This window comes from Tabrizicola sp., from assembly GCF_041913445.1.
Classification (GTDB): domain Bacteria; phylum Pseudomonadota; class Alphaproteobacteria; order Rhodobacterales; family Rhodobacteraceae; genus Tabrizicola.
The window spans coordinates 426,308-439,923 of record NZ_JAYSFG010000001.1 but is presented as its reverse complement, the minus strand read 5'-3'; the positions used below and the strand labels follow the sequence as shown (position 1 = coordinate 439,923).

At 65.5% G+C, this 13,616-nt stretch carries 11 protein-coding genes; 3 read left to right on the top strand and 8 right to left on the bottom strand.

The genetic code is table 11. From position 1 onward, the window contains the following. Positions 1–170: 170 nt before the first annotated feature. Together ACE3Q6_RS02210 and ACE3Q6_RS02205 are read left to right on the top strand one after the other, a co-directional pair. On the top strand, positions 171–1,253 hold the full coding sequence (locus ACE3Q6_RS02210; RefSeq protein WP_374427497.1) for an SMP-30/gluconolactonase/LRE family protein: 1,083 nt from the start codon (positions 171–173) through the stop codon (positions 1,251–1,253). 73 nt (positions 1,254–1,326) lie between these two features. Next, a complete protein-coding gene (locus tag ACE3Q6_RS02205; RefSeq protein WP_374427494.1) occupies positions 1,327–4,479 on the top strand; it encodes an AAA family ATPase in 3,153 nt (1,050 codons plus the stop codon). Here the strand turns inward: ACE3Q6_RS02205 and ACE3Q6_RS02200 are convergent. The 5 genes from ACE3Q6_RS02200 to ACE3Q6_RS02180 form a co-directional block, all read right to left on the bottom strand. Beyond that, positions 4,476–5,933 carry a hypothetical protein gene (locus ACE3Q6_RS02200; protein WP_374427491.1) on the bottom strand — a complete coding sequence of 486 codons (1,458 nt, stop codon included), beginning with the start codon at positions 5,931–5,933 and terminating at the stop codon, positions 4,476–4,478. The genes ACE3Q6_RS02205 and ACE3Q6_RS02200 overlap by 4 nt on opposite strands. Before the next feature lie 3 nt (positions 5,934–5,936). Further along, a complete protein-coding gene (locus tag ACE3Q6_RS02195) occupies positions 5,937–6,647 on the bottom strand; it encodes a hypothetical protein (protein WP_374427486.1) in 711 nt (236 codons plus the stop codon). Then, complete coding sequence (locus ACE3Q6_RS02190) at positions 6,631–7,743, bottom strand: catalase (RefSeq protein WP_374427483.1); 1,113 nt, start codon at positions 7,741–7,743, stop codon at positions 6,631–6,633. Before ACE3Q6_RS02190 ends, ACE3Q6_RS02195 begins: the two co-directional genes overlap by 17 nt. A gap of 116 nt (positions 7,744–7,859) precedes the next feature. Next, positions 7,860–8,834 carry an EamA family transporter gene (locus ACE3Q6_RS02185; protein WP_374427480.1) on the bottom strand — a complete coding sequence of 325 codons (975 nt, stop codon included), beginning with the start codon at positions 8,832–8,834 and terminating at the stop codon, positions 7,860–7,862. A 265-nt stretch (positions 8,835–9,099) separates the two neighbouring features. Further along, the gene (locus tag ACE3Q6_RS02180) at positions 9,100–9,789 is read right to left on the bottom strand and encodes a Crp/Fnr family transcriptional regulator (RefSeq protein ID WP_374427477.1); all 690 of its coding nucleotides are present in this window, start codon (positions 9,787–9,789) and stop codon (positions 9,100–9,102) included. 191 nt (positions 9,790–9,980) lie between these two features. Between ACE3Q6_RS02180 and ACE3Q6_RS02175 the strand changes: the two genes are divergently transcribed. Continuing rightward, positions 9,981–10,439, top strand: coding sequence for a hypothetical protein (locus ACE3Q6_RS02175; protein WP_374427474.1), 459 nt, complete (start codon positions 9,981–9,983; stop codon positions 10,437–10,439). Positions 10,440–10,625: 186 nt separating this feature from the next. Here ACE3Q6_RS02175 and ACE3Q6_RS02170 read toward each other — a convergent pair whose 3' ends face one another. The 3 genes from ACE3Q6_RS02170 to ACE3Q6_RS02160 are packed head-to-tail and all read right to left on the bottom strand — an operon-like array spanning position 10,626 to position 13,556. Next, positions 10,626–12,101, bottom strand: a complete 1,476-nt coding sequence (locus ACE3Q6_RS02170) for a tripartite tricarboxylate transporter permease (protein WP_374427471.1) — start codon at positions 12,099–12,101, stop codon at positions 10,626–10,628. Positions 12,102–12,111: 10 nt separating this feature from the next. Continuing rightward, positions 12,112–12,561 carry a tripartite tricarboxylate transporter TctB family protein gene (locus ACE3Q6_RS02165; RefSeq protein ID WP_374427468.1) on the bottom strand — a complete coding sequence of 150 codons (450 nt, stop codon included), beginning with the start codon at positions 12,559–12,561 and terminating at the stop codon, positions 12,112–12,114. A 20-nt stretch (positions 12,562–12,581) separates the two neighbouring features. Continuing rightward, complete coding sequence (locus ACE3Q6_RS02160; RefSeq protein ID WP_374427466.1) at positions 12,582–13,556, bottom strand: Bug family tripartite tricarboxylate transporter substrate binding protein; 975 nt, start codon at positions 13,554–13,556, stop codon at positions 12,582–12,584. Positions 13,557–13,616: the final 60 nt, after the last annotated feature.

Below are 13,616 nucleotides of genomic sequence, written 5' to 3'. Positions count from 1 at the left end.
CCCAAACTGCGAGGGGGGGGCGGGCCCCCACCCTCCGCGGCCGACACGACATTCCCCTTGGCTCGCCCCTCCCGGAATGATTACCTCTGAAGGTAACCGGAGGCTCCCATGCAGCACTGTTCCTGCCTCGACCGTGCAGCCCTGGGTGCGACAAGGCATGGGAGGGGACGATGAAGCTTGACTTGACTGTCGTGGCCGACGGGCTCGGCTTCCCGGAGGGGCCTGTCGCAACGCAGGACGGAACGTTGTATTTCGTCGACATTGCCGAGCAGACCCTGATGCGGCTGGATCCGGGCATGAAACCCGAAATCGTCGCCGAAATTCCCGGCGGGCCGAACGGGATGGCCATCGGGCCGGATGGCCACGCCTATGTCTGCAACAACGGCGGGATCTTTGACTTCGTCCAGAAACCGCTGGACCCGAAAAAGGGCGTGGGCGACCGCAACACGTATCTCCTGGTGCCGAATGGGGTCTGCCCCGGCAGCCAGTACGGCAGGCACGCCGTCGACAAGATGGGCATGCCCGTGACGCTACCTGATCCGGCGGCGGGTTCCGTCTGCAAGGTCAACCTGAAGACGGGGACAGTGACCGAGCTTTACGGGCCGTCCAAGGGTCACAGCCTGATTGCGCCCGATGACATCACCTTCGATGCGCACGGACCCGCCGGATCGTTCTGGTTCACCGACTGCGGATACCAGAACAGCAAGATCATCCGGAAGGGCGGGGTCTATGCCGGCCACGTCAACGGGCAGGACCCGATCTTCATGGCCGAGATCCCAAGCGCGAACGGGATCGGGTTCAGCAAGGAGGGGGATGTGCTTTACGTTGCCGACACGCTGTTTGGGCGACTGTGGTCCCTCGCGATCGACGTGGTCAGACGTCCTGATGGCAACCCCGACAAGTCTGCCCATACCCGATGCGTGAAACGGCCCTCGCCACTTTCGCCTGGAACCGTGAAACTGACCTTGCCGGGCCTGTGGGTGGACAGTCTGAAACTGGAAGACTCGGATCGGGTCTGCATCGGAACGCTGCTGGAGGGCGGAATTACCATTTTCGACCCCAGTGACGGCTCGACCGATTTCCTTCCCGTTGGTGGCCTGGCACCAGGTGCGGCACCGGGGGATCCCTTCACCTCGAACCTTTGCTTCGGCGGGCCGGACATGACCGATGTCTGGATCACCGCGTCGGCCTCGGGCCGGATCTACAAGGGAACCTGGCCAAGGCCTGGTCTCAAGTTGGCCTACAACGACTGACAGGGTCGAGGATGATGGCCATTGATCCAAGGCTGTTAACTGCGCAATAGTTCCCCTGGGTGGGGAGATATTCGTGCAGGCTGGGGAGAGACGGCAGGTTTCCGTGCTTTTTGCCGACATGGTGGGCTATACGGCCACCGTGGAGGCTCTTGGCGAGGACCGTGCGCTTGCCTTTACCCAGACCCTGCATGACCTTCTGGTCCAGTCGGTGCAAGACCATGGCGGGTCGGTCCGCAGCTTTGCGGGCGACAGCATCATGGCGGTCTTCGGGGTGCCGTTTGCCCAGGAAGACCAGGCCTTGCGCGCCTGCAAGGCAGCCACCTCCCTCCACGCAGATTTCGACGCGGCCGCCGACCGATTGCAACGCCTTTTCGGCGTATCGCCGACCTTGCGGGTGGGGATCAGTTCCGGCACGGCGGTGATGGCGCCAGTCCAGGGCGACGAGGCGGCACTGTCGGCGGTCGGAACGGTGGTGAACCTGGCGTCCCGCGTGCAGGCCCTTTCCAGCGCGGGACAAACCCTGATCTGCGACGCGACGCGGCGCCAAGTGGAAGGACTGGCCGATCTCGGCTTCGAGGGCGAGCACACGATCAAGGGCGTGGGCCGACTGCAGAAGCTGTGGTGGCTCCGCGGTATCCGGCCTGGCGCGACGCGGTTCGACGCCTCGATGGCCCGGGGCCTGAGCCCTCTGGTCGGGCGCGACGCGGAACTTTCGCTCCTTTCCGCGGCACTGGACCGTGCGGCGGTCAGCCTTCAGCTGGTGGACATGGTCGGGGAACCCGGGCTGGGCAAGACCCGCCTCGTCTTCGAGTTCACCCAGATGGCCCGGGCGCGGGGGGCCATGGTGATGACCGGTCACTGCACTGCGGACGGCAGGACGGTCCCCTTCCTCCCATTCCTGGAAGTCCTGCGCGACGCGTTCCGGCTGCGGGCCGAAGACGAACCCGACGAGATCGCCCACAAGCTTGAGGCCGGACTGCGCAACTCGGGCCTGCATTCAGCCGAAAACCTGGGGCTTATGCAGAACCTCCTCGGCTTGAAAGCAGCCGAGGGCGCACTGGTGGGCCTTGACGGCGTGCTGATCGGACTTCGCACGCGCGACCTCCTTCCGCGACTTTTGGCAGCGCAGACGCGGCGACAACCGGTCGTGCTCTTGATCGAGGACACGCACTGGATCGACAGCATGTCCGAGGACCTTCTGTCCGGGTTGGCGCAGGACAAGGCCCTCGCGAACCTCCTGATCCTGACGACGCATCGCCCCGAATACGCGCCGGCCTATCGCGACCACCCAGGCCTAGTCAGCCTGGCGCTTCGCCCCCTGGGACCGGAAGAGGTCGCCACACTGATCCGGTCGCGGTTGGGCGTCGACGACCTGCCAGGGGACCTGACGTCCCAGGTCGCCGACCGGGCGGGCGGCAATCCCCTGTTCGGCGAAGAGATCCTCAGCCTCATGCTGCAGCAGGGTGCCCTGCAGGTCGATGGGCGGGTCGTCCGCTTCGATGACAGGCAGGAGCGGTCCGCGCTTCCCGTCAGCGTGCAGACCCTGCTGACTGCACGGACCGACAGCCTGCATCCTGACGAACGGGCGCTCCTGCAGGTGGCAGCCGTCATCGGGCAACGCTTCGACCCCGGGCTCCTCGTCTCGGCCTTGCCAGGCACTGCGGATGTCGGCGCGACGCTGCAGCGGCTGACCGACCTCAACCTTGTTGCGCGGGAAGTGGAGTCGTCGAACTTTGCCTTCCGGCACGTCCTGTTGCGCGACACCGTTTACGATGCGTTGCTGGCAGACCGACGGCAGGCGCTCCACCAGGCCGTCGCCGAAACGCTGGAGCGGCGCAGCGACAACCGGCTTGCCGAAGTCGCCGAAACGCTGGCCTATCACTTCCTCCGCGCAAACCGGACGCAAAAGGCGTTCACCTATTCGGTCATGGCCGGTTCGAAGGCCCTGGGCATCTATTCTCTGGACCAGGCCGACCAGTATTTCGCGCAGGCACTGGCGCTTTATGACAGCGACCCGACCGGAATCGGAGATGCCGAGTTCAGCGCCCTCGTCGCGGATTACGGCCTTTGCCTGAACATTTCGGTGCGCGTAAAGCCGATGCTCGCGCTGGAACAGAAGGTCGGTCCGATCATCCGCCGGATCGGAGACAGCCGCCATCACGTCCATTTCCTGCATCACCTTGTGGTCTGCCTGATCTGTTCGGCCGGGTATTCCCGCGCCCATGAGGTCCGGTCCGAAATGTCCGCCATGGCCGAGCGCCTGGCCGACCCGGATGCCCGCGCCTACGCCTTGGTGACGGATCTGGCGCTGTCCTGCCATTTCCGGCCATATCCGGCCGAGACTTTCGACGCCCGCGCGCGTGAAGCCGAGGCGGCCCTGGCCCGCCTGGATGATGCCTACCTGCGCAACTACTTCTACGCCTACCTCGGTTTCGACAAGGTTTGTCGTGGACTCGTGAGCGAGGCCAATGCCCTGGCCGACCAGATGATCGATCGCGGAACCGGGCTCAACGATGCCCGCTCGCTGGGGTACGGCACCGCCATGAAGGCGCTGATTGCGCTGTGCACGGATGACTACGCGACCGCGCTGGCGAAATCCGAAGAGGCGCTTGCGCTTACCCGGGTGGACTGGGAACGGATGATCGCGCTCGCCTCGCGCAACGCAGCGCTGATCCCTCTGGGAGCGCCCGGCGCGGCCGAGGAGGTTGAGCGGTATCTGGAGGAAAGTGCCCACAACGACTGGGCGATGATGACCTCTGGCCCAGAGGCGATGCTGGGAATTGGCATGCTGATGCAAGGCAACATCGCAGCCGGAATCGCGCATATCCGCAAGACCATTGCCCGGCGCGAGGCCGAAGGGAACAAGACTTCGGCCGACTGGTCCAGGCTCTACCTCTGCGAAGTCTATCTGGCGATCCTCTCGGGGCAGGGCGGTGCTTCCGCCGGGGTCCTGCTCAGGAATTTCCGGTCCTTGATGGGGGTCTTTCTGACCGGACCAAAAGTGGTCAGGGAAATGGCGGCCGAGGTCCTGGCCAATCCGCATTTCGCGCGCAACGGGCACTATGTGGCGCGGGCAGAGATGATCCTTGGCCTGCTGTCCAAGGCGCGGAAGCAGAGGGCCCAAGCCGTCGCCCATCTCACGACGGCCCTCACGATCATCGAGCCTTCGGGCACGTCCCCGATGCGCAGCCGGATCGAAGGCGCGCTGGCCGAACTGGGGGCCTAGCCGCGCAATCCGGCCAGATAGCGGATGCCCGCAATCGTCGGCAGGAAGGTATAGGCACCGCCCCGCGTGGTGACAAAGCGCGGCAGGCCGTGGATGCGGTGCTTCGTCATCGTCTTGGGGTCGTCTTTGGCCCACAGATTCAGATCGAACCAGCTCGTCTCGACCGTGTTCGCGCCCAGAAGCGGGTCGTTCGATCCGGTGATCTCGGGCGAGTTGAGACCAAGGTTCAGCCAGTCGCACATCACCGCTTCGAACTGCGCGCCAAGGCTTGCGCCGATGAAGTTGCCCAGAAGTCCGCGTTCCTTTGTGTCGCGATGATCGAGATCCAGCCGATCGCCATAGGACATGCCGCGGCGGACCAGCCTGCGGGTGAAGTTGGCGATGCGCTGCACGACCTGGCCGCCCCGCGGATTGTTACGCCTGATATGCGACCCGACCGGGCAGACGGCGTCGGGGCCATAGTCGAACTGGTTGCTGGGCTTGGCATCCGGACTGGATTTCGGGACCCCGGCCAACTGCATGGGCGTTCCGTCCCGCCACCGTCCGCACAGCTGGGCCGCGATGGTTTCACGCAAGAGAGCCAACGGGTTGTCCTTCATGTCTGGGTAGATCAGCTCTGCGTGCTCCCGGCCGACGAGCCGCTGGTCCACCCCTTGCTCCTGTAACAGCCTGGCTGTGCTTGTCAGGAAATCCTCGAAGCCGAAGCAGTCCTGCTGCAGGACGCGGAAGGCGTTGAACGTCCCCAGCCGACCCAGCACGTCCGGCTGCGGGATCGCGAATTCCAGGTCGCGCAGTCGCGTCGGCTTGCCCAAGAGGACCGTGCCCAGAGCGTCCTCGGGTTCCTCGATCCGTCGATGTCCCTCCGGCGACCGCGTCCTGCCGTGGAAACCCTGGAAGCGGGGCTGCGACATGCCGTCCCTGTAGCCGAAATAGACCTTTCCGTCGGGTAGGGAATAGCCGTTGTGAAACCCGATGACGTCGAACGCCTGCGCGACCTGGGACTGGACGCGGTCGAGCCCGGCCTTGTCGCCCGCGTAGACCGAGGCGATGACATGCACCCGCCCGGGCTGGTGATAAGGACTTGGCCAGTTCCGCGGGTCGCTGTCCCCGAAATCGCCCAGCTTTGCCGCCCGCCGGGTCATGCCCTCGATGAACTCGGTCGGAAAGCTTTTCAGCTCGGCATCCCCCAGCTTCAGCGCCTTCAGCCCCTGCCAGGTGAAACCCAGGTTGAACGTGACCGCCGCCTTGGCCGTATCCGGGCTGATGGGCTGTTCGGTCGTGATCTGCGGCACATCGGGGTCATCACCCGCCACGGCCGCCGCAAGAAAGGCACGGGCGGCCTTCAGATTGCCAACCTCGAGCACCAGGTGGCGCACCAGGGGCAGCTTGTAGCCGCGCAGGATATTGCCCTGCACGATGCCGATCTCGTCCTCAACCAGATGGTCCCCGGTCATGGACTACCACCCCATGTGACAGGATTTGCGGATCTGCGCCGCCGACACGCCCGGATAGGCGCGATAGCCGCCGCCCAGCGACACGTTCGGATTCGCGTGGAACTGCAGGATGTACTCGCGCGGCAGGCTGCGGATGCTGTGGGACTGGCCGGTCAGCCCCCGCGCCTCGTCCTGCAGGGTGAAGAGGTCGGTCGGAAGGTCCGGGACCTGGAAAAGGTCATGCGCATGAACCCAGTCGATGAAGCGCTCGATGTTCTTCTCGGTCGGTTTCAAGGCTTCGCCCCCCTCGACCAGGTCCATGATCTCGTCGAACACGCTGCCGATCGTGGCGATGAAGTCACGGATGTAATTGCTGAAATCGCCGTCGTAGACCGACAGCATGCACAGGTTGTTGCCCAGAAGCAGGAAGCGCGCGTTGTGGACCGTGCCGACATTGTCCAGCCCGGCAAAGATCTCGTCCACGTTCTGCGCCACCGCCAGGGCCGCCCTCGCGCGCCCCATCGGCGAGGGGTCCTTCAGCGGCATGATCAGGTTCATCATCCGCTGCAGGTTTTCACCCGGCTGCGGCGAGGGGCGCGGCCCGCCAGGCAGTTTCGGCCTGGGGTCGCGCCACACCCAATAGGGCACGACCAGGTAGCGCGACAGGAACTGGAACCAGCGCTTCTCGGGCAATCCGTCGACAAAGGTCTCGAACCAGCTAGGGGCGGATGTCATCTGGGGACGCTCCTGAGAAAGGGCAGGGGATCGCGCCGCGCAATTCGCCGGACAGCTTGTAGGTCTCGACCCGGAACTGCAGCACCTTGTCGGCCGACATGGCGATACCGGCGGTCAGGAGACCGGGGTTGAAGCACAACCTTTCGCATTCGGCATCGGGATCGGTCACGATCTCCTCGATGCTCAGGGTGCCCATCATGATGCGGACCCGGCGCGGCGGCCAGGGGCGGGTTGGGTCGTCCAGCGCATCGCCCGCTTCGCCGATGGTCATCATCAGCGTGAAGCGCGGGTGGTCCTTGCCGATCGAGGTCAGCAATCGGTGTCGAAGCTCGTCCTGCAGGTATTCATCGCCGTTGCCCTGCTCCGGTTTGGGGTCGTAGGGAGCCCTGGGGTCCAGCGTCCTCACCCCCAGGACCGGCTGCCAGCTGAAGCGGACCGGACGCTGGACGCCGTCGCTGTTCGTCACAATGAAGGTATGTACCGCATGATAGGCCGCGCGCAGATAGCTGACCGGAGCGCCGATCCCCGCGGCCTCCGCCACACCCACCTTGGCGGCGTCGTTCGTGGTGGCAAATTCGATCGCGCCAAGGTCGGGGCTGATCGTCTCGCCCGGATAGGGATTGCGCAGCGGCAGGGTCAGCCGCAGCATGTCCAGAAGCTTGCGCCAGGGGTTTTCCCGCGTGTATGGGGCGGGCCTTGCTGCCCAGGCAAACTGCTGGAAATCGTCGGGCGTCTTGCTGAAGAACTCGTTCAGCGTCATCGCGATCAGGTCGGTGTAGGTTTTCGGCCCGCTCTCGGTTTCGGGCAGGGTGAACCGCGTTGCCATGCCACGAACATCCGACCAGTTGTCGTGCGGGTCCTTGCAGCCTGACCCGTTGGAAAACCGCACCAGGGCCGGATACCTGCCGGGCGAGGGTTGGAAATGCGCCGCCCGGCAATACCGCGCCGCCACCGAGGAAGGCTCGAAGTAGCCCCGCACGGCGATACCGACGGCATGGACCGGTCGCAGCGCACGGTCGCCGTCCTTGCGGTAGAGAATGTCGATGATGCTTTGCGGTGTCGCTGGCGGCGGGGGCGGAGTATCCGGTGCGTCCATCGCTTCTCGCTTGCTCAAATACCGTTCCGGTGCTGGTCGCCCCGACTTACGTCACGTTAACTGAATTCTTTCATGGATCAAGAAATGCCATGGTCACGGGTCCGGCCCTGACAGGCTTACGAAGCTCCAAGCACGGGGTGGTGCCGACGGGTCGATAACGGCGGTCCGGCAGGCTTGCTCTCGCAGTGCCACAGCAGGACCATCGCCCCCATCAACAACACGCAGCCTCCCGCCGTTACCGTGGAAATCCGTTCGCCCAGAAGCAGGCTGGCCAGCCCTGCCGCCAGCAGCGGCTCGATCATCGAGGCCATCAGGCCGGTCACCGGGGTCCTGCACCGCGCCATCCCTGCGCAATAGCACAGATAGGCCAGGGCGGTTGGCAGCAACCCGAGATACAGCACAAGAAGGCCGATCTGCGCAGCACTGCCACCGAACTGCTGGTGCAGCTGCCACCCTTCGCCAAGGACCAGAGCGATGCCGAAAAGCAGAAGCGCCGACAGCGAAAGGCCGGATCCGGCAACCAGCAGGGGGCTCGCCCTGCGGGACAGGTCAGCAGCGGCAAGGGACATGACCACGAAGGCAATGGATGCGATCACGCCATGCGCCAGGCCGGAAAGGCTTAGCTGAGCGCTTCCGGCGTCGAACCGCGCAACCGAGATCACCGCCATCCCCACGACGGCAAGCCCAAGCGCTACGGCCGCCTGGCCCGACACGGCCTGGCGGTGCTGCAGGCCGGCCCAAGCCCAGGCAAGGACTGGCGGCAGGCACACGGTCAGGAACACGGCCACCGTCACACCAAGCTGGTCAAAGCTGCGGAACAGGCAGATCTGGAAGACGGCCGAGGACAGGGCGAACAGGCACAGCGGTCGCAGCGCAAGGGCGCTGAGATCGGTCGAGCGTGGCCGCTTCGAAAGCCCCCACAGGGCAATCAGCACCGGCCCGGCAATTCCGGTCCGCAGCGCCGCCAGGACCGTGTCCGACACGTCACCCGCGCCCGGGGTCAGCTCTACCGCAACGCCCACCGTGGCCCAAAGCCCCGCCGCAACCATCACCATGAAAAGGCCGCTCGAAGTGCCGGCACGTAGGGGCATCTGGGTTCTCCGCTGCGCGGGTCAGACGGTAGACAGGCGTCCTGCTGATCCTGGCCCAGCGTGCGGCACGTCGCGGCAAGCCCGCTGTCCCGCAGGGAACAGCCAGCGCGCGATCACCCTCGCGGGCCGTCTGCGTTTCCGGTGAAACAGTGCCAGGTGTCGCGGCCGGCCCAAGCCGCAGCCCTATCCCGCCCCCGCTGGGCATCGGTTGCGTTTGACGCACCGCGATAGGCGCGGTCCGGCTGTGACAGAGACAGCCTCGAGGTCAGCCCGCGCTCTCATATCCCAGGGTCTCGGCGGCCTCTGCAATCCGCGCGACGTCGCAGATCAGGACATCGCCATCACGCTCCAGAAGGCCCTCTGCCATCATGGATTGCAGGACCTGGTTCACCTTAGGACGGCTTGCCCCCAGAACCAGAGCAATCTCCGACTGGTTCAGGGGCATCCGCAGCCGACCATGGCTGCTTCCCTGTTGGCCTTGCAGCGCAACCAGCAGGAACCGGGCCACGCGCGACCGCAGATCGTAAAGCGCAATCGATTCCATCTGGAAGTTCGTGCTGCGCAGCTGCCGGCACAGGTGGCGCGCAAGAGCCAGCCCCAGTTGCGGATATCGGCCCGCCACCTGCAGGAACTGGTCGCGCTGCAGAACGACGGCCGAGCAGGTCTCGACCACCGTCGCATCCGCCGACCTGGGCTCGCCGTCGATCAGCGAGAACTCTCCAAGCACCTCGCCCGGACCCATGTGGCGCAGCACCAGTTCCTTCCCGCCCGGCGTCGAGACCGAAAGCCGGACCCGCCCGGACACCAGCGCCAGCATGAATGTCCCACCGTCCCCGCGCTGGAACAAGACGGCACCGCGCTCCCAGACCCGTCGGGTTGCCGTGGCTGCCAGCGCCGACACGGTGTCCGGGTCCACGCCGGAAAACAGCGCCGACCTGGACAACACCAGATCCATGTCGCGCGTTCTGCCGGACGGTTCTGCTTGTGTCACCCTTTGGCCTCGTCGGGGCTGGTACTCCTGAAGGCTAGTCCGGCAACCGGGCCCGATCAAGCGTTCCGCGTTCCCGATGGAACAGCGCGACCCTGCGGAATCGCCGATCCTGGGGTCAGGAAGACAGTCGATCAGACAACCCAAGGAGACGGACCATGTTGCCAGCCCAGTTCGTGAATCAGTTGGTGTCCGGGTTTGCGGGCGCAGGAGCTCCGACCCGCATCCAGAACGACGATCTTGCTTTCCATCTGTGCACTGCCCCCGCCGTCCACATTCCCCTGTGGTCGCGCCTGGTTCCGGCCGGGGTGCGTCGCTGGCTGGATGACCGGGCCGTGAAACGGCGCCAGGAACGGGACTTCATCGCGCTTTGGGAAACGTCGCCGCACCTTCTGAAGGACATCGGCGTCTTGCTGACCGAAGCGACGGACCTGCCCGACGATCTTGTCGCCGCGCCTGCGAAAGTGATCGAGCATGTGAACGCCCTCGAAGCGGCTCAGGCGACCGAGGCCAGGGTCCAGTTGCCGCCGGAGACCCCGAAGCCCGCCAGGAAGAAACCCTACATCGGCCCGATCTTGTCCGGGTCCTACGCGCCGGCCGTGCAAGGCGCCGTGTGACGACCGGGGCAGACCCCTCGACGGTCGGTCCCTCCAACGCGCTGGACGGCGAACCGCTTGACGAAATCGCAGACCATGGTGGCGGGCGATGAAGTCGTCCGCCATCGCTGCCAGATCGACACCGCGACCTGACCGGGTTTGATCGTTGTCCCGGCTGAAGGCCTCGCCCAGGATGCGGGACGTTGCCTAGGCGCGGCGCCGTCGCATCGCCCCGAACAGCGGCAGGACCAGCGCCACCAGCACTGCCACCAGCAGCACCGCCGAGATCGGCCGCTCGACGAAGATCATCGGACTTCCGAAGGACAGAAGCATCGACTGGCGCAGAGAGGATTCCATCAGCGAGGCCAGCACCAGCGCCAGCACCAGCGGCGCGCGGGGAATGTCGAACTTCATCATCAGCCAGCCCAGCACGCCGAAGAAGATGCACTTCCACACCTCTCCCATGTCCAGCGTCGCGGCATAGGCGCCGACCAGAGATACGGCAAGGATGCCGGGCGCAAGGTACACATAGGGCACGCGCAGGATGGCGGCGAAGAGGGGGGCCAGGGGCAAGTTCAGGATGACGAGGATGATGTTGCCGATGAACATGCTGGCGATCAGGCCCCAGACCAGCGGGGCTTCTTGTGTCATCAGCATCGGTCCGGGCCGGATGCCATGCAGGATCAGGGCCGCCAGCAGAACGGCGCTGGAGGCCGATCCAGGAATACCCAGCGACAGCATCGGGATCAGCCCGCCATGCGCTGCGGCGTTGTTCGCCGATTCAGCCGCGGCCACCCCGTCGATCGCGCCATGGCCGAAGGTCTCGGGCGACTTGCTGAACCTGCGTTCTGACAGATAGGCCAGCAGAGAGGCGACCGAGGCGCCCGCGCCGGGCATGATGCCGACGAACAGACCGATGATCCCGCCCCGCAGGATCGACAGGCGACAGGTCACCCAGTCGGCCTTGGTCAGCCACATGTCGCGCAACCGCGTGCGGATCGGATGGACCGCCGCGATGCGTTCCATCGAGGACAGGACCTCGGCAATCCCGAAGACGCCGATGGCGACCGGGATGAAGTCGATCCCCTCGAAGAGGAACGGCTGGCCGAAGCTGAGACGCGGAGTTCCGGTCAGGGGATCGACACCGACCAGCGCGATCATCAACCCCATCACCCCCGCGATCATCGACCGGACCGGAGAGCCGCCCAGCGAACCGGTCGCGATGATGCCAAGCGCGGCCAGAAGGAAATACTCCGGGGCGTTGAAGTTCAGCCCGAAGTCCGCCAGCGGCGGCGCGATCAGGGCGACGGCCGCCACTGCCGCCACGCCCGCCAGAAACGATCCGATGGCCGAGATGGCCAGCGCGGCGCCCGCCCGGCCCTGTCGCGCCATCGCATGGCCATCCAGTGCCGTCATCACGCCCGAAGCCTCGCCCGGGACATTGATCAGGACCGAGGTCAGCGTGCCGCCATACTGCCCCCCATACATGATCCCGGCCAGCATCATGATGGCCGTCACGGGTTCAAGCCCGAAGGTCAGCGGCAGAAGCAGTGCCATTCCCGCCGCCGGACCCAGACCCGGCAATGCGCCGACGATTTGTCCGATCACCACGCCCAGAAGGATGAAGATCAGGTTCTGCGGCTGGACGGCGAGGGCAAAACCCTGGATCAGAAGGTCGAACATGGACGTTCCCTCACAGACCGAAGGGGGCGGGCAGCGGGACCGCCAGCAACCGGGCGAAGACCAGATGGGTGCCACCCGCGATCACCGCCGTCGTCACGACCGAGGGCAGGAGCCGCTGGCGCAGAACCACCAGCAGGATGAACAGCGAGAACGCGGCAATGGTCGGCACCATGCCGATCCGCGGCGCCCCCAGCGCCAGGGCCGCGAGCCCGGCGATGGTCAAACCCACCCGCACCAGCGCCGCCCGGTCGGGACGGTCCACCTGGCCCGGATCGGTTCCGCGCCATTGCTGCCAGAAAAGGAGGGCCGCAAGCAAAAGCCCGAGCCCTCCTACGACCAGCGGGAAGAACCGTGCGCCCGGCGTGAAGCTGTCCCAGACTGCAAGCCCGCTTGTGCCCAGGATCACCCCCAGGGAAAGGGCGATCAAGAACAGACCGGGCGCCAGATCCAGTTTGCGCATTCGTTCGTTCCCGACAGTCTTCACTTGGCCAGACCGATCTTCGTCAGCACGGTCCGGAACGTTTCCTGTTCCCGCTTGAAGTACTCTCCGGCCTCCTCGAGGGCGTAGAACTGCCCCAACTGCAGGTTGGCCTTCAGCCCGTCCTGCCATGTCTGGGATTCGGTCGCCTTGCGGAACTTGTCCGCCCACCAGGCGGCGACGGCCGGGTCAAGGCCGGGCGGGCCGGCGACGCCCCAGAACTGGGTGTAGACCACGTCGACGCCCTGTTCCTTTGCTGTCGGCACGTTGGCATAGGCCTCTTCGGTCCGCCGCTCCTCGGACAGTATTGCCAGCGGCTTTGCGGTGCCAGCGGCGATCTGCTCCATCCCCTCGGCCAGCGTGGCAAAATGCAGTTCGACGTTGCCGCCAAGGAAGGTCGCCCGCGCCGCGCCGCCGCTTTCATGCGGGATGTAGGTCAGCGTGATCCCCGCGGCCGTTTCGATCAGTCCGGTCGCGATGTGATCGTTGCCACCCGAAGCGCCCCCTGCAACGCGGACACGGCCAGGCTCGGCCGTCGCTGCGGCGACCATGTCGGTCAGGCTGTTGAAGGGACTGTCAGGTGTGGTCAGCAGGACCAGCTCGGACTGGATGAACCCGGCAATCGGCGTCACCTGATCCACGACCGAGGGCGTGCCCTGCACGATGGGGGTGGTGAAGACCGGCGAGGCCATGGTCAGCAGCGTGTTTTCATCGCCGGGCAGGCCCAGCACATGGTTATAGGCGTTCGAGTGCCCGGCACCGCTGCGGTTCTGGATGACGATCGGGTTCTCGACGATCCCCTCTTCGTTCATGATCTGCGCGATGGTGCGCATGATCACGTCCGGCGATCCGCCCGCGCCCGCGCCGACCGTGAACTCGATTGGGCCCTCGGGGGCGCGCATCTCTTGCGCATGGGCCGATGCAGCCAATCCGGCCGCCAGGGCAACCGCCCCGCAATAGTTCCACAACTTCCACATGTGCAGTCTCCTCCCAGAAACATGATCAGGTGTTCGTCTTGCAAGGCCGGCCGGGCACCT

Coding starts and splice junctions, on each gene's coding strand:
- ACE3Q6_RS02195 (WP_374427486.1), bottom strand. CDS start 6,647: ATGACATCCGCCCCTAGCTGGTTCGAGACCTTTGTCGACGGATTGCCC.
- ACE3Q6_RS02175 (WP_374427474.1), top strand. CDS start 9,981: ATGTTGCCAGCCCAGTTCGTGAATCAGTTGGTGTCCGGGTTTGCGGGC.
- ACE3Q6_RS02170 (WP_374427471.1), bottom strand. CDS start 12,101: ATGTTCGACCTTCTGATCCAGGGTTTTGCCCTCGCCGTCCAGCCGCAG.
- ACE3Q6_RS02160 (WP_374427466.1), bottom strand. CDS start 13,556: ATGTGGAAGTTGTGGAACTATTGCGGGGCGGTTGCCCTGGCGGCCGGA.
- ACE3Q6_RS02210 (WP_374427497.1), top strand. CDS start 171: ATGAAGCTTGACTTGACTGTCGTGGCCGACGGGCTCGGCTTCCCGGAG.
- ACE3Q6_RS02200 (WP_374427491.1), bottom strand. CDS start 5,933: ATGACCGGGGACCATCTGGTTGAGGACGAGATCGGCATCGTGCAGGGC.
- ACE3Q6_RS02185 (WP_374427480.1), bottom strand. CDS start 8,834: ATGCCCCTACGTGCCGGCACTTCGAGCGGCCTTTTCATGGTGATGGTT.
- ACE3Q6_RS02165 (WP_374427468.1), bottom strand. CDS start 12,561: ATGCGCAAACTGGATCTGGCGCCCGGTCTGTTCTTGATCGCCCTTTCC.
- ACE3Q6_RS02180 (WP_374427477.1), bottom strand. CDS start 9,789: ATGGATCTGGTGTTGTCCAGGTCGGCGCTGTTTTCCGGCGTGGACCCG.
- ACE3Q6_RS02190 (WP_374427483.1), bottom strand. CDS start 7,743: ATGGACGCACCGGATACTCCGCCCCCGCCGCCAGCGACACCGCAAAGC.